This is a genomic window from Pseudoalteromonas phenolica, from assembly GCF_005886345.1.
GTDB lineage: Bacteria > Pseudomonadota > Gammaproteobacteria > Enterobacterales > Alteromonadaceae > Pseudoalteromonas > Pseudoalteromonas phenolica_A.
Genome location: NZ_PNEC01000004.1, coordinates 24,634 through 41,328, shown reverse-complemented (window position 1 = coordinate 41,328; position 16,695 = coordinate 24,634). Strand labels below are relative to the sequence as shown.

The 16,695-nt window shown below is 37.1% G+C and carries 16 protein-coding genes and 1 pseudogene; 8 read left to right on the top strand and 9 right to left on the bottom strand.

Translation table 11 applies throughout. The features are described 5' to 3' along the window. Nucleotides 1-45: 45 nt before the first annotated feature. Nucleotides 46-294, bottom strand: coding sequence for a hypothetical protein (locus tag CWB72_RS02305; protein ID WP_138628954.1), 249 nt, complete (start codon nucleotides 292-294; stop codon nucleotides 46-48). Nucleotides 295-481: 187 nt separating this feature from the next. On the opposite strand from CWB72_RS02305, the gene CWB72_RS02300 reads away from it, so the two are divergent. The 3 genes from CWB72_RS02300 to CWB72_RS02290 all read left to right on the top strand — a co-directional run bounded on the left by CWB72_RS02300 (nucleotide 482) and on the right by CWB72_RS02290 (nucleotide 2,562). Further along, on the top strand, nucleotides 482-1,198 hold the full coding sequence (locus CWB72_RS02300) for a substrate-binding periplasmic protein (RefSeq protein ID WP_171037202.1): 717 nt from the start codon (nucleotides 482-484) through the stop codon (nucleotides 1,196-1,198). 92 nt (nucleotides 1,199-1,290) lie between these two features. Continuing rightward, a complete protein-coding gene (locus CWB72_RS02295) occupies nucleotides 1,291-1,983 on the top strand; it encodes a VC0807 family protein (protein WP_138628950.1) in 693 nt (230 codons plus the stop codon). A 372-nt stretch (nucleotides 1,984-2,355) separates the two neighbouring features. After that, nucleotides 2,356-2,562: a hypothetical protein gene (locus CWB72_RS02290; protein WP_138628948.1), complete on the top strand. Its 207-nt coding sequence runs from the start codon at nucleotides 2,356-2,358 to the stop codon at nucleotides 2,560-2,562. Nucleotides 2,563-2,712: 150 nt separating this feature from the next. Here the strand turns inward: CWB72_RS02290 and CWB72_RS02285 are convergent, their stop codons facing one another. The 4 genes and pseudogenes from CWB72_RS02285 to CWB72_RS02270 all read right to left on the bottom strand — a co-directional run bounded on the left by CWB72_RS02285 (nucleotide 2,713) and on the right by CWB72_RS02270 (nucleotide 5,565). After that, nucleotides 2,713-2,913 (bottom strand): hypothetical protein, encoded by a 201-nt coding sequence (locus CWB72_RS02285; RefSeq protein ID WP_130254277.1) that lies wholly within the window; start codon nucleotides 2,911-2,913, stop codon nucleotides 2,713-2,715. Between the two features lie 665 nt (nucleotides 2,914-3,578). After that, entirely contained in the window at nucleotides 3,579-4,634 is a 1,056-nt protein-coding gene (locus CWB72_RS02280; protein WP_138628946.1) for a hypothetical protein, read from the bottom strand. A 355-nt stretch (nucleotides 4,635-4,989) separates the two neighbouring features. Then, nucleotides 4,990-5,142 (bottom strand): annotated as a pseudogene (locus tag CWB72_RS02275) (cation:dicarboxylate symporter family transporter); the annotation flags it as partial. Nucleotides 5,143-5,352: 210 nt separating this feature from the next. Continuing rightward, on the bottom strand, nucleotides 5,353-5,565 hold the full coding sequence (locus tag CWB72_RS02270; protein WP_138628944.1) for a hypothetical protein: 213 nt from the start codon (nucleotides 5,563-5,565) through the stop codon (nucleotides 5,353-5,355). 342 nt (nucleotides 5,566-5,907) lie between these two features. Between CWB72_RS02270 and CWB72_RS02265 the strand changes: the two genes are divergently transcribed. Continuing rightward, complete coding sequence (locus CWB72_RS02265) at nucleotides 5,908-10,035, top strand: hybrid sensor histidine kinase/response regulator transcription factor (protein WP_171037201.1); 4,128 nt, start codon at nucleotides 5,908-5,910, stop codon at nucleotides 10,033-10,035. A 109-nt stretch (nucleotides 10,036-10,144) separates the two neighbouring features. Here the strand turns inward: CWB72_RS02265 and CWB72_RS02260 are convergent, their stop codons facing one another. Further along, on the bottom strand, nucleotides 10,145-11,515 hold the full coding sequence (locus CWB72_RS02260; protein WP_138628940.1) for an L-cystine transporter: 1,371 nt from the start codon (nucleotides 11,513-11,515) through the stop codon (nucleotides 10,145-10,147). 308 nt (nucleotides 11,516-11,823) lie between these two features. Between CWB72_RS02260 and CWB72_RS02255 the strand changes: the two genes are divergently transcribed. Then, the gene (locus CWB72_RS02255) at nucleotides 11,824-12,132 is read left to right on the top strand and encodes a hypothetical protein (RefSeq protein WP_058028923.1); all 309 of its coding nucleotides are present in this window, start codon (nucleotides 11,824-11,826) and stop codon (nucleotides 12,130-12,132) included. A 176-nt stretch (nucleotides 12,133-12,308) separates the two neighbouring features. On the opposite strand, the gene CWB72_RS02250 is transcribed toward CWB72_RS02255, so the two are convergent. From CWB72_RS02250 to CWB72_RS02240, 3 genes are all read right to left on the bottom strand, one after another. Continuing rightward, nucleotides 12,309-12,695: a hypothetical protein gene (locus CWB72_RS02250; RefSeq protein WP_138628939.1), complete on the bottom strand. Its 387-nt coding sequence runs from the start codon at nucleotides 12,693-12,695 to the stop codon at nucleotides 12,309-12,311. 228 nt (nucleotides 12,696-12,923) lie between these two features. Continuing rightward, a complete protein-coding gene (gene def, locus CWB72_RS02245; protein WP_138628937.1) occupies nucleotides 12,924-13,472 on the bottom strand; it encodes a peptide deformylase in 549 nt (182 codons plus the stop codon). Between the two features lie 20 nt (nucleotides 13,473-13,492). Next, nucleotides 13,493-14,545, bottom strand: coding sequence for a hypothetical protein (locus CWB72_RS02240; protein ID WP_138628935.1), 1,053 nt, complete (start codon nucleotides 14,543-14,545; stop codon nucleotides 13,493-13,495). Nucleotides 14,546-14,805: 260 nt separating this feature from the next. On the opposite strand from CWB72_RS02240, the gene CWB72_RS02235 reads away from it, so the two are divergent. The 3 genes from CWB72_RS02235 (at nucleotide 14,806) to CWB72_RS02225 (ending at nucleotide 16,545) form a co-directional block, all read left to right on the top strand. Then, nucleotides 14,806-15,600 (top strand): hypothetical protein, encoded by a 795-nt coding sequence (locus CWB72_RS02235; RefSeq protein ID WP_138628933.1) that lies wholly within the window; start codon nucleotides 14,806-14,808, stop codon nucleotides 15,598-15,600. Nucleotides 15,601-15,786: 186 nt separating this feature from the next. Then, nucleotides 15,787-16,038, top strand: a complete 252-nt coding sequence (locus tag CWB72_RS02230; RefSeq protein WP_130255241.1) for a hypothetical protein — start codon at nucleotides 15,787-15,789, stop codon at nucleotides 16,036-16,038. Between the two features lie 198 nt (nucleotides 16,039-16,236). Next, nucleotides 16,237-16,545 (top strand): DUF6172 family protein, encoded by a 309-nt coding sequence (locus tag CWB72_RS02225; protein ID WP_138628931.1) that lies wholly within the window; start codon nucleotides 16,237-16,239, stop codon nucleotides 16,543-16,545. Nucleotides 16,546-16,695 lie beyond the last annotated feature (150 nt).

Sequence of the window (16,695 nt, the reverse complement as noted above, 5' to 3'; positions counted from 1 at the left end):
AACTCATCGTAAAGCGTGATCAGCCCACGCTTTACTTATAATTAATCAGTGCTTTTTGCTAACCCCATAACGCACCATATCTTTGCCGTTCTCGAATACCTCTTGCGATACCCAACGACCAAGTAGTAATTGGTGTTTATCATCTAACACAGCAACAAATGGTCGCCCATCACTATTATTTGTAGCCAGTGCTACACCTTGCACATTTGTCAGCCCTAGACCACCGTTTTCAACTAGGGTCAAAAATGCCTCTAGTTCCGTCAAAGTCTCAATGACTTCATTATCTTTAATCATGGATTATTACTCTTTGAAGATATTTGCGGGTAGCATATCAGCTCTATTTAAATCGATAAATGAAAGCGCTTAAGCTTTTTTATCACACAGCTCACTAAGAAAAAGTGTACTTAGATTGGCTTTTTGCAGGAATTTAACGCCATCTTTGTGTAAAATTAAGAAACTTATAAAAACTATGTGTGCTTTTATGTATAAAAAATTTGTGCTGTTCTTACTCATATATGCTTGTTTACTTCCTCTAAAAGCAACAGCTCAAGTACTGACTGCATGCATAGATGATCACCCTCCTTACCAAGTGCTTGGAGAAACACCTTCAGGTACTCATATCGACGCTTTACGCACCTTAGCTAAAGTACTCAATAAAGAAATAAAATTTATTCAATCACCGAACTTTCCTCGATGTGTTGCCTTTTTAGAAAGCGGAGAAGCAGATGTTATAGCGGGATTAAACCCCACAGAAGAACGTCAAAAGTTTGCTTTTTTTGCGCCATTTAAAAAAGCTGATGCCCTTAGAGTCATTTCAAAGAATGGCATTATGATCAATACCTATAATGATTTTAAAAATAAGCTCATAGGGGTATCAAGAGGCGCGCTATATTTTCCTAAATTTGATAAAGATGTCGATCTCGACAAAATTGAAATTCAAAATGTTAGAATCGGCTTTTCATTATTACTTAAAGATCGTATTGACCTCATTATGGTCAGCCCGGCCATGCTGAAAACTTTTTCGGCAGAAATAGAACAAGCCAATCTCATCGTCTCTCCCATTGCTTTAGAAGAGATGCGCAATAAAGAAACTTTCTTTGGGATTAGTAAAATGCATAAATTGAAATTGAAGCAGACAGATATTCTAAGCAAAATAAACCAAGCTTATATAAGTAAACGTTTTGACAATCCCCCTTAAACGCTTTTATATGTCACCAATCTAACAATTTGGCTTACCTCAGTATTTTACCGTACACTGCATACACGCTCCGTTACATTAAAGAGGTTTCTGTGACACAGCAAGAAAACAAACCAACGGGCTTTTTTGCCCAACTTCTATTTAATATTTTTATTCCAGTTATTATTTTGACGCGCTTTTCCAGTGACGAGTATTTAGGTCCAAGTTTAGGTGTTGCTATCGCTTTAGCATTTCCGCTTGGTTTTGGTCTTTGGGAATTAAAGAAAGTCGGCAAGTTTAGCTTTATTTCAATACTGGGGATTGTTTCTGTTCTATTAACTGGTGGGATCAGCTTACTCGAGCTTGATGTGAAATACATTGCCATTAAAGAAGCATTGGTGCCGGGCTTAATTGCAATCGCAATTTTTGTAAGTCAACACACTAAGTACCCACTTATAAAAACCATGCTATTTAATCAAAACACGCTAGATGTAGAACGAATAGAAAAAGCACTCTCTGAAAGAGGCAATCTAGATCAACTACCAAAAGTACAAACTGTGGCTTCTAATATTTTAGGCGCTTCTTTTATCTTCTCTTCAGCCATGAATTACATCTTGGCTAAAATGATTGTAGTGAGTCCAACAGGTACTGAAGCATTTAATAACGAATTAGGCCGAATGACGGCTTTAAGTTACCCTGTAATAGCCATACCAAGCATGATTTTATTCTTCGTTGCATTGTACTATCTACTGAGTTCGATTAAGAAACTCTCAGGACTGACCTTAGAAGAAATGTTTCCTGAATAAACTTATTCAGTTAATTATTTTAAAGCGGCCCTGAGTCGCTTTTTACTTTTACAACAAGCAAACGTAATTTAAGCGACTTGAAAAAACCTTAATAAGGTACCCCTTTCATTTTATCGACAAAACCTCAACAAAATAGCACATACGCTTCACTGATGGCTTTTGTTAGATAGCGACGTAGGCAACCAACCCTATCTACTTTTTAAACCAACCTATTTAATTAAGAACAAATTTATTGCTATTTTAATTGCAAAAAAGACACCGAAATTAAAAATAGCCTCATGTTTTTTATAAAATTACCGTGTATTTTTTTCATTTGCTTCAAGCGACCAAGAGGGATTTAATATTTAACGGTTTATTTACAAGGAAAAATCAATGAAACTTAAAATCAAAAAACAGTCACTTAAACAACTAACAGGTAAATCTCTTAACGATGACCAAACAGCTCAGATCGGTGCTGGTTACTTCACTCCAGATCCTAGAAGCTGGGTAATTTGTAATACTCACCCTGCACATTGTCAAAGTGCGCAAATCGGTGCGTGTTATACCGGTATTGATGGCAATGCTTATTGCAAAGGCTAATCAGGGCTCGCTATTAAGTTTATCTATCTAAATTACTTCTGTTTAATTGAACCCAAGCCGTTGGGTTATTTATTGCGGTAAAGGTGGGTAAATTAAGTGAATAAGATGGACTTTAAGTCAGGTCAAAACAACGACCTGACTTTTTTATACTTAGAAACAAGTATAGGTTTGTGTACCACAGTTTGGTGCAATTGAATCACATCCTTCGCTTGCACAGTTCATATCTGTTTGACAATAACGGCGTGCTGTAGGAATAAAACCACCTGCTACATTAGGTGTTAAATCTTTAGCTAGTACGTTACTGCTTGGTGTTAATGACTTTAATTTTGATTTTTTTAATTGAAGTTTCATTTTAATTTTCCTTGTTGTTTTAAAAACCACCCCAATTGTTACTTTTGCGTTTATAAAATGTCAAATTTAAAATAAGTTTAATTCATGGAAAATTTCTTCATTTGCAAAAATGATGTCTAGGCTCTGATTAAAGTCGGCCATATTAAATACAAGTGAATTAGTAAAAGAATTATCTGTTCAAGGGTAACGTTAATATGACTAATAACCCCCCAAGCTTACCGTATAACGGCAAACTTGGTTCATTTTAATATTTAGAATGCTTAGTACATCTCAATAGTGAACTGAGAAACGGGTGGAACAGCTTCGTCATTTTCATGATCGCCAAGTATAAATACTTCTCCATCTCTAATTGCAAAGTCACTTGGATCAGCCACATCCTCTTCTGACAAATCATAAACAGCTAAGATTTCGCCGACTAAATTAAACTTAATCAACTTAGTGTACTTCTCAGACAGTACATAAACATGACCATCAACATATTGAACCCCCTGTGCATCGTATTCAAAAATACTGCCTTCAGGCTCACCATTAAAAGTAATAGGGTGCTTTTCTTTTAACGAGAAATCAGCGTTAAGAACAATTAAAACGTCTTGCTGATCATCACCACCTTGATCTGGTACAAGATAATACTCACCACTAATTTCATCTTTACCTAAGCCTGAGTATCAGTAACTTTCTCCAGCTTCATTTTCTACATTAATTTGATGCTCTTGCGTTAAGCTGTAGTTGCTATCTTGCTTATTAAATTGACCTACAAGGCCTGAGTCTGTCAGTAAAAAAAACTCATCAATACCACCAACAATGGCTTCTGTGTAGCCTTGATTACAGTTGATACTATCAAACTCAATATTCACTTTTTCAGTAATAGTAAATGACTCATCCAAAGCAAAGATTTCAGCTTGGTCTGTTACCATCATCCAACTGCTACCTTGCAAAGACCATAACCCTGACGGTTGCTTAATATCATCTTCAAGTGGATGTTGCATGCTCAGCACAAGCTCAAAGCTGTCTTCAATTGGTCCTGCACCAATGAGTTTAGATTTATCCATCACTAAGAAAATATTGTGCTCTTTATCTGTGGTACTCACTGCTATTCGCCCATCAGGCATTAAACCAATATCGTTAAATTCAGCAGCACCAAAGCCTTCTAAATACCATGAGCCTTGATGTTCAAGAGCATGACCTTCAACCTGATAATGCAGTACCACACCCCGTTCATTCTCTTTAGCCAAAATCAAAAAGTTATCTTCACTGATTGCTAAACCATTCACTGCCAAATTATCTAACAAAGCTAAAATATTATTTTGCTGCTGATCAGCATCAAAATGCACCAGTTGATGGTTTGCTTGATCGTAAAGCCAAATATCTGCTTGGCCTGTTTCATCTATGGCAACTTCAGTAAATTGAGCATCAGCCAGTATTTCAAATACTTGCTCCTCATCCGTAGCACGATTGTATTGATATAAATTACCATCACTTTGCACATACCAAAGCACATCTTCTTGTCGCTCTAGATCAATCGCATTCGCTGCATTAATACTGTAATTATCAACTGAGTGATAAAATAGCTCATCTGAGTCACCATCAATAAAACCATACTCTAAACCTGATTGGTGAATATCAAACATAGGCCAGTTAACATCTATACTGGTGATGGCACTCACGACTTGCTCGCCTTCGGGGTACGTCACATACATGGCTAAAGGAAAGTCCTCGACCATAACACGATCTTCTTCAGGAGAAACCTACTCTAAACTAGGTGTTGGTGTGGGAGTAACGACTTCATTGTCATCATCATCGCTACAGGCGGTTAAACTTAATAAAACGGTGAGGGCTAATAAAGACTTTTGAAATTTCATATTGTAGGTCCAGCTTATTGAATAAGAGCCTAGAAAGTAGCGTTATAAAAGTCCTAAAAAAGTCTAAAACAGGCTACCTTTACAAATAATTACAGTGGGTTACAAAAAACATTAATTCATCAAAGACTAAAATGCCGCTCACTATGATGAACGGCATTTAAGTTAAATCATTTTGAGTAAAAAACTTTACTGAGTCACGACTCGAGCGGTTTCTAAATCATGGCTTTTTATCGCCCAAAATACGATGGGTGATCGTACCCGCAGTCATTGAACCTGATACATTCAATGCGGTACGCGCCATATCAATCAACGGCTCAATAGAAATAAGTAAAGCCGCAATCGTCACAGGCAATCCCATTGCTGGTAATACCGAACGAATTAATAGTACTCATCGTAACCAATGACACAATATAAGAGAATAATATAGAAAAGCTTTCAGCACTTGATTAGTGAAAGGTGAGCTGTATTAGCTAACATTAAAGTGTGACCTAATGCTTATAATAAAAGGCCACACTCAAAACAATCCTAGCTATTCAACAATAAAATTCGCTGAATAAACTAGTAATTAATAACTTTTTCCTTAGAAAGGAGGAGTAAAACAGTCAATGTTGCCACCTTGGTCGATCCAACAAATTTCACCATCATCCCACCACCAATCTTTACTAAGCGATGTTTGCTTTGTAATTTCAACAGCTGGAGACTGTTGAGCTAGAACTTGAGTGTTGCTATCAGTTGCAGCAAAAGTTGAAAGACTTAAAACAGCTAAAGAAGCTATTGTTAATTTCTTGAACATAATTATTGTCCTATATAATTTTTAATTTTATTTGTAATGGTACTTATCGGTTTCCTAACCTTTAATACTTCACCAGTTCATAAATCAATAACGATAATAAAAGCTCGTGAACCACCATTAAATCTTCAAGTATGCAAAAAACAGTTCGCATGAAACGAACCTGTTCAATGACCAATTAAAAGTGACACGAAGGTTCAAATACGAGTTAGAAAAAATAGGACATATAAATCAAATTTTGAGACTTTTCAAAAAACAAAAACACAACACCCTGTTAACAAAGGATAAAAAAACATAGACTATGGGTACAAATAATAAAAATTAATTTTCATAATGACTTACTTTTTGAAATGGCTTTCGCTTTGGATAGCAACCTTATACTTAGTAGCTGTATTAATATCAGCAAATGCTTATAGCTCCCCCACCAGTCATCAGCTCAAAATATTTGAACCTTTTGCATTTAATGATGAAATGCCAACAAAGCAAATATCAACTAATTTACAAGACCAAGATGGTCTAATGTGGATAGCTACATGGGGCAATGGCATATTCATAAGTAATGGGATTAAAGTTGTGAGCTTATATGAATACTTCCCTAAACATGAAAATAAACTATGGAGTGAGTTCATACAAAAAATCGTAACCGACAAGTTTGGGAATATCTGGATCGCAACTTCAGCTGGTGTAAATGTTTTCATTAAAGAGAAGGGGAAGTTAGAAAGAGTTTCTTTAAATAATGACATTAATACAACTCAATATATTCGAAATATGGGTGCAGACCACGATGGAAATATTTGGTTTGTTTTTAGGGGAGGCTCAGACGTTTATAAAGTTAACGAAAAAAGTCTAAAAGCCCCAGAAAAAGTAGAACTTTATCCAAAGGATTACGAGGCCACAAAGTCCATCGCAGTGAGAGTTCGTCGAGCTGAAAAAGGCTTTATATGGGTTTTTCGAAATGATGACTCTGTATTAAAAATAAATACATCATCAAATCAAATTGTAGAAAGGCACATTTTAGACTCAGCCAACTTCGATAAACTATTTATCAACAACCCGAGCTTGGGGATACGCTTAGAGAATGGTATGAGTGTATTTCCAAAAAGAGATTCTCTCTGGATAAAAGATCAAAATAATATCCAAAAAATAAAACTCTCAGAACACTTTAGCACCAATATAAACACAAACATTAGAGACGTAGCCAGTGATCATGACAATAATATTTTAATTGCCATATCGTCTGGCATCATAGAATTTACCCCTGATAAAAATCGGTTTTATCATTATCAATACGCTAACGAAAGTAAAAAAGACGTCAAACTGAGCCTTGTCACCAATATTAAACGTGATAATTTTAATAATATATGGATAAGTTCGTTCTCAGGTTTGTTTTTACTAAGCAACCAAAATCATTCGATCCAACACCTTCAACCTGCAACCAATAACGATATAGTGCACTACTCAAAAGGTAGTTATACCCTTTTTAAAGACAATTATGGATACTTATGGTCTGGAGATAATGGTCTCAATGTCTTTGGTGCCCCGGAGTCGTTTAACCAAGAACTCATTAAGCACTTTGAAGACGTTTTAATCCGAAGTATAAAATCCAATAAGCATGGATTGTGGATAGGTACTTTAGAGAAAGGATTATTTCATATCGACTATAACGCGAGTAAAATTAATAGTATTACTCACTTTAAAGAAACCGCCCATACCTATATCTTAGATTTGGCCTTTGATAGCAATGATAAACTGTGGATAGCTGGTTACTATTCTGGACTAAGTTATTTTGATACTGAATCTCGAACGCACCACAAGATAAACCAAAAGCCGTTCAATGATCAGTTAATCAACTTCGCTAAACAATCAGTATCAGCCATAAGAATCGACTCAAAAGATAACATATGGGCAGGCACTCAAAAGAGTGGTCTATACAAGCTGTCAAATGATGCATCGATTCAATCTCATTTTTCTTTTTCAGAGAACTCCAGCCATGTTGGCAGTCTATTCATAGACACAAATGACACAGTATGGGTGGGCTTGGAATCTGCAGGTGCTTTTGAAATTTCAAATGGCCAAGTTATTCCGTTAATAAATAAATATCCTGATTTACCTTCAAATATAGCCCAGCAATCTGTTTGGTCTATTACTAAAGATATATACAGTGCTATATGGTTCACCACTGATAATACATTGTATCAATTATCACCCAATGGAAGGATAAGAAAGTTAAACCGTGACTATCGAGCGTCTCTTGCAGCATTTAATGCTCATGCTATGCACCCAACTGAACTTGGAGAACTTTACATTGGTTCTGAAAAAGGCGTAACACTAATTAAAGCTGGTTACTCTGAGTCATTGAGTAATGAGGTTTTCAGTTCAATAAAGCCAATGGTAGGTGCTATGTTTTCTGACGAGATCAATAAAGAGGTCAGCCTATATACCTCTTCTCAATTGAAGCAGAGACCTATAAATTTATCATCTCAAGGTAATAAAATTGAGTTTACGCTAAGTTCTCCATTACATTCACACCCGAACAGTTTTGAATATCTCTATAAAATAGAAGGCTTTCACAACACATGGCAAAAGACATCTAACAAAGGCCATTCAATTCAGTTTATGAACTTACCACCTGGAGAGTATGTTTTAAAAGCTAAATTACTCAATAGAACATTGCCCTTTGAATTTGATGAACTTGAACAAACCATTATTATACACCCAGCTTGGTTTCAAACCTGGTGGGCCAAAGTACTTGGGATATTATCATTTCTTTTTGTCGGCTTCTTATTTGTCAGATACCGTTTCAGGCAATTAGCTAACAAAGCAAATAGGCTAGAAGGTTTAGTTAATGAGCGAACAAATGAAATCAATAATCTTCTAAAACAGAAGCAATTACTGTTTGCAAAAGTCTCTCATGAATTTAGAACACCGTTAACTTTAATATTAGCGCCGCTTGAAGACTTAATCAGCCATAATGAACTAAGCGCTTATAACAAGCAATTCAAGAATATGAAAGTGAATGCAAATAGGCTTCTTAGAATGGTTGAGCAGCTTTTAGAACTTGCTGCACTAGAGAATAATGCACATTTAAAAAGAGATTTTATTTCTGTCAAACTTAGATTGAATGTAATTGTAGAGTCATTTTCAAGTTTTGCTCGAAAACAAAATATAGTAATAAATATTTTACCATTTAAAGATCTCCACTTAGCGCTTATCAGAGACTCTTTTGACAAAATATTCAGTAACTTACTGTCAAATGCAATCAAATACTCAGATTCAGATTCAAGTATAACCATAAGCGTCATTTCAGATGCTGAGCGGGTTCAGTTTAAGATAACGGATGAAGGTATAGGCATAGCACCTAGCGAGCAGCAAAAAATCTTTGAGCACTTTACTCGCGGTGATTCTCAACAGCACTCAGAAACACCTGGAACCGGTATTGGCCTAGCGCTTGTAAAAGAATTGGTAATCGCAAACAACGGAAGTATCACTTTGCAAAGTGAAGTCAATGCTGGTAGCACATTTATAGTCTCATTTCCGGTAGCATCTGCGAAACAAATGACGTACGCAGAGCAAAATGATTCTTTACAATCTAATCAGGCACCTTTAATCCTAGAAGCGGATTACTCAACCCATCAAAATATAATTGCACAAACTGAAAATAATGAAACGAGTTTTTCTAATAAAAAAACGGTGTTAATTATTGAAGACAATGCTGAGTTGCGCAGTTATTTGCGCTCAACTTTACAAGAGCATTACTTGTGCTTTGACGCGCCAAACGGAGAGCAAGGCTTAAGAATAGCCAAAGAGCAAATTCCAGATCTGATAGTGTGTGATGTTATGATGCCTGGCATTGATGGCTATGCAACAGCGCAAGAGCTAAAAAGCGATGTACATACAAGCCATATCCCTATATTAATGCTTACTGCAAAAAATGACTTAAACAGTCGTTTAAAAGGTTGGCAAAGTAGTATTGATGAATATATGGCTAAACCATTTTCTAATACTGAGCTACTTTATCGGATACATAATCTATTAACTGTTCGTGACTTACTCAAAAAGCGCTTTGGTAGTTGCCTGAGCAACGAAACACCGGTTTTAAATGCTGAATTTATTCACAATAAAGACGAAAAGTTTATTTTAAAATTTGAAAAAGTGATTGAGGAAAACTTCACAAATCCAGGCTTCAAAAGAACTGATGCGGCCGAACTCATGGCAATCGGTGAACGTCAGCTAAATAGAAAACTATCTGCATTGGTAGACCACAACTTTAACGAGTATTTGCGCAAATTTAGATTGAGAAAAGCGAAAACATACATTGGATCTCAACTACAAGTATCTGAAGTTGCTGATATGGTAGGGTTTGCTAATGTGACGTATTTTAGCACTTGTTTTAAAGCCGAATTTGGTGAAAGCTACAAGAAGTTTGAAGATAAATCCATTACCAACACTGAGAGATCATGTTTAGAAAGTTAAGTTTCCGAGGATTATGGTTAACTTAACATGCCTAACAAAATGGCCTTTAGTGAAAGGCCATTTTGAAAGTATTAACAATCAATGTTAAATGGTAGGTTCTATAAAGCACCTATGCTTTAACTTCTTGCAAGGATACTTCTTCCTCATCACCCAAAATACGATGGGTGATGGTACCCGCAGTCATTGAACCAGATACATTCAACGCGGTACGCGCCATATCAATCAACGGCTCAATAGAAATAAGTAAGGCTGCTATCGTCACAGGCAGCCCCATGGCAGGCAATACAATCAAGGCTGCGAAAGTTGCACCACCGCCAACGCCAGCAATACCAAACGAGCTAATAGTTATCATAGCAACCAATGACACAATAAAAGAGAAGCTCACCGGGTCAACGCCGACAGTCGGAGCAACCATAACAGCTAACATCGCAGGGTAAATACCCGCACAACCATTTTGACCAATCGTCGCGCCAAATGACGCTGATAAGTTAGCAATGGCAGGTGGCACATTTAACTTGTTGATTTGTGTTTCAACATTAAGCGGTATCGTTGCAGCACTGCTTCGAGAAGTAAAAGCAAAAGTCAACACAGGCCAAATCTTTTGAAAATATTGTTTTGGGCTTACCCCGAACAAGCCCACCAGCAGGCCATGCACCACAAACATTAATAATATAGCGACATAAGACGCAACAATAAAACCAAGTAAATTCAGAATGTCAGTTAGGCTAGACATCGCAACAACTTTCGCCATCAAAGCCGCTACACCATAAGGGGTCAGTGAAATCACCATTTTTACCAGTCGCATAACAACAGCTTGTAATGTTTCTACAAACGTACGAATAGGCGCTTCTAACTCTTCACGCTCTTGCATCACTTTGCGTGCGGCAATACCCGTTAAAATACCAAAAATCACCACGGCGATAATCGATGTTGAACGGTCCCATGCGAGATCTTGGAAAATATTCGTTGGAATAAAGCTCACCAGCATTTCTGGAATTAATAAATCACTGACTTTTTCCATTCGCGTTTCTAAGTCAGCAAGACGAGTGGTTTCGCGCGCGCCTTCGGTTAGCCCCTCTGCGGTGAGACCAAAAAGCTGCGTAATGGTGATACCAATCAGTGCAGCAATCATAGTGGTGATTAAAAGAATTGAAATGGAGATACCACTGATTTTGCCAAGTGCCCCTGACTTATCGAGTTTTACAACTGCCGCAATCATCGACACCAACACCAATGGCATGATGATCATTTTAAGCAAACCGACATAACCACTGCCGACCACATTGGTCCAAGCTAAGGTTTCTTGAATCGCAGCGTGCCCTTCTCCCAAGAAGAATTGCAGTGCCAAACCAAACACGCTACCAAGAGATAATCCGATTAATACCAACCGCGAGAGCGGCGCCTCTTTTTGTTGTATTTTAAATAGCGCCAAGAGTATTGCTGCAAAGACAGCCAAACTCACCATAGCAATGAAAGACATAGCGTTAACCTATTAATACTGTTATTAACTTACAGACCAGAAAACCGACTGAATCAATTCATCGGTTAAAACGAAAACTTCTTATACGAAGGAAAACTTAAAGTAGAAGATAATTTTTAAAGCTTTTACTCAACGCAGCACAGTAATAAATTATTGTCTTTGAGAAAAGATTGAATCGGAATGAGATATATTTTCGAGTTATGACATTGCTTAAATAGTGATGCTTATCGCATTGTGTCTCACTGTTTTAGCCACTCAAGCTCAGGTATACTCTTGCTGTATTAACTCTTTGTCTTTTTGGTTAATTTATGAAAAAGCTTTCAAAAGTACAACAAAAGCAACAGGCCTTGGTTTTACAAATCGCAGATATGATCGAAGCGCAAGGTCGTGAAGAAATTCCAGGCATGCTGCAATGTTGGTTCGATGTTGAATATCATTTATTTCCTGGCTCGCTTTTATTGTGTTTTCAATTTGAAGATGAGCAATCGCTAGAAGCAGCAAAACCTGATTTATTAAAATGGCAGAAGCGCTTAAGCGCAGCCATGCTAAAGAAAGGCGTGATTTTAAAAGATATGCGCAAACACTTAACGTTTACCCTATTAGGCCCAGAAGATTAATTAAATATTAATAAATGAAAAAGGGAGACTGTGAGAGCCTCCCTATAAAACCTTTTACTTTACTAGCCTGCACATTATCGAGCCCCAAAACTTGTAAACCCTTTCGCGACAATACACCCAAGGCTGACTTCAAAATTAAAATATCGATGTGAGGTGTAAATATATACTTTTTGCGCTTATACAGATAATTGCTCAGTGTAAGAGTCAACCATAGCAGCCTGATGCTCAAGCATATTTTTTTCGACCATAGCTTGACGCATTTCATCATTATTTTTAGTCAAATACGCCTCTGACACTGACGTTTTACCATCATTAAAGCCCGATACCATATTGTTTGTTGCAATCGCTTTAGCTGATTTCTTTTGCTGTTCATCCAATCTAGGAACAGGTTGTATACGCACATTTTCCGCTGAATAATTTAACTGCCTAGCCTGCTCAGATAAGGTAACTTGTGTCTGATGAATGACGGCTTCTTGAGGCTCAACCTTTGACTGCGGCTGTTGCTCGAAAGCGTATGACGTCTTACCTTGATTGAACTCAGAAACATAACGAGATATTTGCATAACTTTCTCCATCCACTCACACAAAGCATGTACTTTGCAGTTAAAAAATGTGCTGTTTTACGATGTAGTTAAGATAGAGAAATTGCTTGAAAACATCTTCAAGCGAGTTGTAAAAGAATGTCAAAGTTTGAGAGTGAGCGTTACAAATTTTATACTACAGGTGCGCTAGCATGGGTGACAAGTCACGGTTTCCTTAACTGTACTCGCTCAGAAAAATAGTTTCTTTTATCACCCCTTTGCTGCATATCGCTGATACCAATAACTTTCACTGACTAAATCGTGAGTTGACTCAAGCCTATCTATAAAAGTTAAGCCATCTAAATGATCCAGCTCATGTTGGAAAATACGCGCAACAAAGTCTGTAAACTCCACCTCGTGTTCATTCGCTTGTTGATCAAGGTACCGCACCTTAATTGTTTTATGCCTCGGTACTAAACCTCTCATGCTTGGCACACTCAAACAGCCCTCCCAATCTTTTTCTACAGCTGTACTCATATGCATAATTTCAGGGTTAATGATGGCTGTTGGTTCCATATAAGGCGCATTCGGGTATCGTACATTTGGTTTAGAGCACATTATAAACACCCGTAAACTTTGAAATATTTGTGGAGCTGCGATCCCCACCCCACCCGCTTGCTCTACTGTCGACATCATTTGTTTTATAAGCTGTTGGCAATCTTCTGCGAGAATGTCTTCAACAACTTTCGCCTTCTGACGTAATACTGGCTGACCCACTTGAGCAATATTTGGTTTATAAGTCTTTTCTGTTAACTCCATAAAACTTCTCTTTTCTAAAGTTAATCGCCATTCCAATAATAAAAGGGAGTTGATTCACCTTTTTGGAAAAGCAAATAGGCTACCCTCTGCACTCTTTGCTCTACTTCATTTATGCTTTGTAGCAAATTAATATAAGGAGTTGAAATATTGGTTAGTTCTTCTCCTTCATCATCAAGCTGTCTGATAAAAACCACTCCATTTGAGACATGAGCTTCTAAGGACCAACCTTGCCTGTGATCAATAAAGTTTTCTAATTCAAAGCCAAATCTCAACCATGAAATAAAAAACATCATACTTGCTAGCGTGTCATACCAAGGAAAAGATATACTCTCTTCTTCATCAGGGTGCCAAAGCCACAAACGCATCCAATAAAAATAGCTCACTTCATAAAATGCTAAATTCGCTTGTTCAGTCACGTCTCCAACTTGCCGATAGTAATCATATAAACCATCTATGTTTAATAAAGCTTCCTCTGTGGTAGCCTGTTCTTCAACAATTCTAGGAAAGTTTGGTAAATTAATTGAAGTAGTTGCTCCTTGCGTACTTAATTCTTGTTTAAATAAAAAAACTATTTCAGCTTTTAAGCCGTCTAAAAGTTTTGTGTTCTGACACCACTCAGGTTGTTCCAAGATTTTTTGAGAAGGCTCTACACATTGAGTTAATAATAATCTTACTGCGTTCAAACGCTCTGTTTGAGTTGCCGTTAAAGCCTCATTAAAAATTGAGCATCTAACGAATAATTTATCCAGTGACTTGCGCTGCTCAAAAGTCAAAGATTGCACTGTTGCCTTTATTTTTTCAGCATAACTTTCATACGCATTTCTCTTTTTTATGAGTACATATGATGCCGAATAAACTTCTTTTAAATCTTTTGTTGATAAGTTTAAAAAGGTTAAAAACTGTTCAAGTATAAAATATCGGTACTTCACTTCAATTTCTATATCTTGTTCAATAACATATATAACAAGTGACGCAGCGACATAGATAGGATCATCAAGTTTTGCTTTGAGGCTATGTAGCCTGAACAGGTAGAAGACGATAAACATTATTATCAGAAAAATAACTATATACATTACAGATACTTACTTCTAAAAAACATCAGTAAAATTTTAAAATATCATACCCATTTAGAAATGCACTTAAAACACCGTCCTATCTAAGCCAGCAAGATACTCTAAGTATGACTAAACAGTTTTAAAACTAAGAAATTAGATACCTTTTATTAAGAATCAAATCAATAAAGCAGGATAATAAACATCTAGATTCCATCCTATCTCATTTTGCAGTAAGCTTCTTGACTCCGTTGTAAAGCCCTAAACCAAAGGTACATGCTTTGAGTAAAAGAATTGAGCCTGAGCTGCCTAGCATTATGCCCGATTTAGATCAGGTAAAAGATTTTAAGCAGTCACAAACATCTTCGAGTAAAACACCGCCTACTTTTGACAAAAATACAGCTGTTCATACTGCACCAGCAAAATCGAGTGGCCTTGCTCTTTGGTTAGGAATTATATCTATTTTAGGCTTAGCAACAGGTGGTTACATGTTGCACCAACAAAATTTAGCCATGCAAGCAAAGCTGTTTGCCTCTGAGCAACGCATCATTGAGTTAGAGAATGCCTTATCAGCCACTGGCGAGGAAATGGGCGAATCAGCAGGTGCAATTCGCGCTAAGCTCAATGCCATAACAGAGCGAACCGATGAGCTTTGGACACAAATGGACAAACTCTGGGCATCCGCTTGGCGACGCAACCAATCTGAGATTAAAAGGCTACGCAATCAAACCGCGGCTCTTGAGAATACACAAAAGCAGCAAACTAAAACACAGGCCAATTCGTCTTCAACGTTAAAGTCGTTATCAGATCACCAAGCCGATATGACTCTAAAGCTCTCATTACTCCAAGAGCAAGTTGATGCAACACAATCTATCAAAACCCAGTTAACGGCAATGAGTACAGATTTAGACAAGCTAAAGTCTCAATCACAAGGTCGAGATAACAAGCAATTAGAAATTGGCAGTAGCATTGCCCAATTAGAAATGACGCAAAGCGCGCTTGTAGAGCAACTTGAGCGACTAGAAAGTCAATTAACTTCATCAGCTTCTGCGCCAGCTCAAGAAAAGTTAAATTAGCATCGGATTAAACAAAGGCACTGCAACTTCTCAGTGCCTCGTCCCCACAGCAAAATCTTAATGCATTTTTTGCAAACTATTACATCAAGGCAGTTAACTCTTGTAAAGCGCATTAAGATTCATACTTACTCCACATTCGAAGCGTATCGTTTTATCCTTGTTTTTTAATCACTCTTACTCGTTCATATGGCTTTAAACTGCATTTTTTGTCACCAATGTGTCGTCAATACTGATAACTCAAAAGGTCACCCTATTAGTGTTCCGCCTTATGGTATTGCGCACTCTTACTGTGCAGAGCAAGATTTATTATTGAAACGAATCTTTAAAGGCATTCACATAGCCGAGCTAGATAATGAAAGCTTCCAAGAGCTTAAAGAAATGGTTTTAGCTGAAGACAATGTCAGAAACGGCATGACAGATGAGATCGATTTGTTTTAAAAAGCAGCATGATTTGTAGAAACTCAGCATATTAATTGTTTAAAGGTCACTAAGCCATACTCGCTCGTCTCGAAAATATAGCGTAAAATACTTTCCATGCATGTATCTATCAAGACGCTTCATTTAATACTTGATAAGTACCTTTCCCGACTCAAAAAGCAAGTCGCATATTGAGTCCTTGTTTGCTTGAAGGCAATTATGAAAAAAACATTTGAACTAACTCACCCTAAAATCAAAATCGCACGCCGTGTTGATGCGGTTAAGCATGAGCTTAAAAAGTATGTAAAACGCGAACGTAATAAAAAGCTACCTGCGGGCGTTGATTACTGGGACTTTGACTGTAAATTCGGTAACACTGAAGCTGAAGCCGAGACAGTGCATTTATCACAAATCAATAAGCTGATTGATAAAACACAAGATGAGAACTTAACTTCATTTTATGTTGAGATCCTAGCAAAGCCTGGTTTTAGAGAATCAGCAGACTTTGCTGATTACGACGACGAGTAAATAGCTAAACTGACTTCTTAGCTGAAAACGCACCTACTGAACTGATCCATCATGGCTGTGATATAAATCAGTTCAGTTTATTTAATTTCTCTCTCCCCTTTTTATGCTTACTCCTTATTTCTGCTAATCAAGTAACCTTTTTATAGGCAT

Coding starts and splice junctions, on each gene's coding strand:
- CWB72_RS02305 (WP_138628954.1), bottom strand. CDS start 294: ATGATTAAAGATAATGAAGTCATTGAGACTTTGACGGAACTAGAGGCA.
- CWB72_RS02300 (WP_171037202.1), top strand. CDS start 482: ATGTATAAAAAATTTGTGCTGTTCTTACTCATATATGCTTGTTTACTT.
- CWB72_RS02290 (WP_138628948.1), top strand. CDS start 2,356: ATGAAACTTAAAATCAAAAAACAGTCACTTAAACAACTAACAGGTAAA.
- CWB72_RS02285 (WP_130254277.1), bottom strand. CDS start 2,913: ATGAAACTTCAATTAAAAAAATCAAAATTAAAGTCATTAACACCAAGC.
- CWB72_RS02280 (WP_138628946.1), bottom strand. CDS start 4,634: ATGGTCGAGGACTTTCCTTTAGCCATGTATGTGACGTACCCCGAAGGC.
- CWB72_RS02270 (WP_138628944.1), bottom strand. CDS start 5,565: ATGTTCAAGAAATTAACAATAGCTTCTTTAGCTGTTTTAAGTCTTTCA.
- CWB72_RS02260 (WP_138628940.1), bottom strand. CDS start 11,515: ATGTCTTTCATTGCTATGGTGAGTTTGGCTGTCTTTGCAGCAATACTC.
- CWB72_RS02255 (WP_058028923.1), top strand. CDS start 11,824: ATGAAAAAGCTTTCAAAAGTACAACAAAAGCAACAGGCCTTGGTTTTA.
- CWB72_RS02250 (WP_138628939.1), bottom strand. CDS start 12,695: ATGCAAATATCTCGTTATGTTTCTGAGTTCAATCAAGGTAAGACGTCA.
- def (WP_138628937.1), bottom strand. CDS start 13,472: ATGGAGTTAACAGAAAAGACTTATAAACCAAATATTGCTCAAGTGGGT.
- CWB72_RS02240 (WP_138628935.1), bottom strand. CDS start 14,545: ATGTATATAGTTATTTTTCTGATAATAATGTTTATCGTCTTCTACCTG.
- CWB72_RS02230 (WP_130255241.1), top strand. CDS start 15,787: ATGGCTTTAAACTGCATTTTTTGTCACCAATGTGTCGTCAATACTGAT.
- CWB72_RS02225 (WP_138628931.1), top strand. CDS start 16,237: ATGAAAAAAACATTTGAACTAACTCACCCTAAAATCAAAATCGCACGC.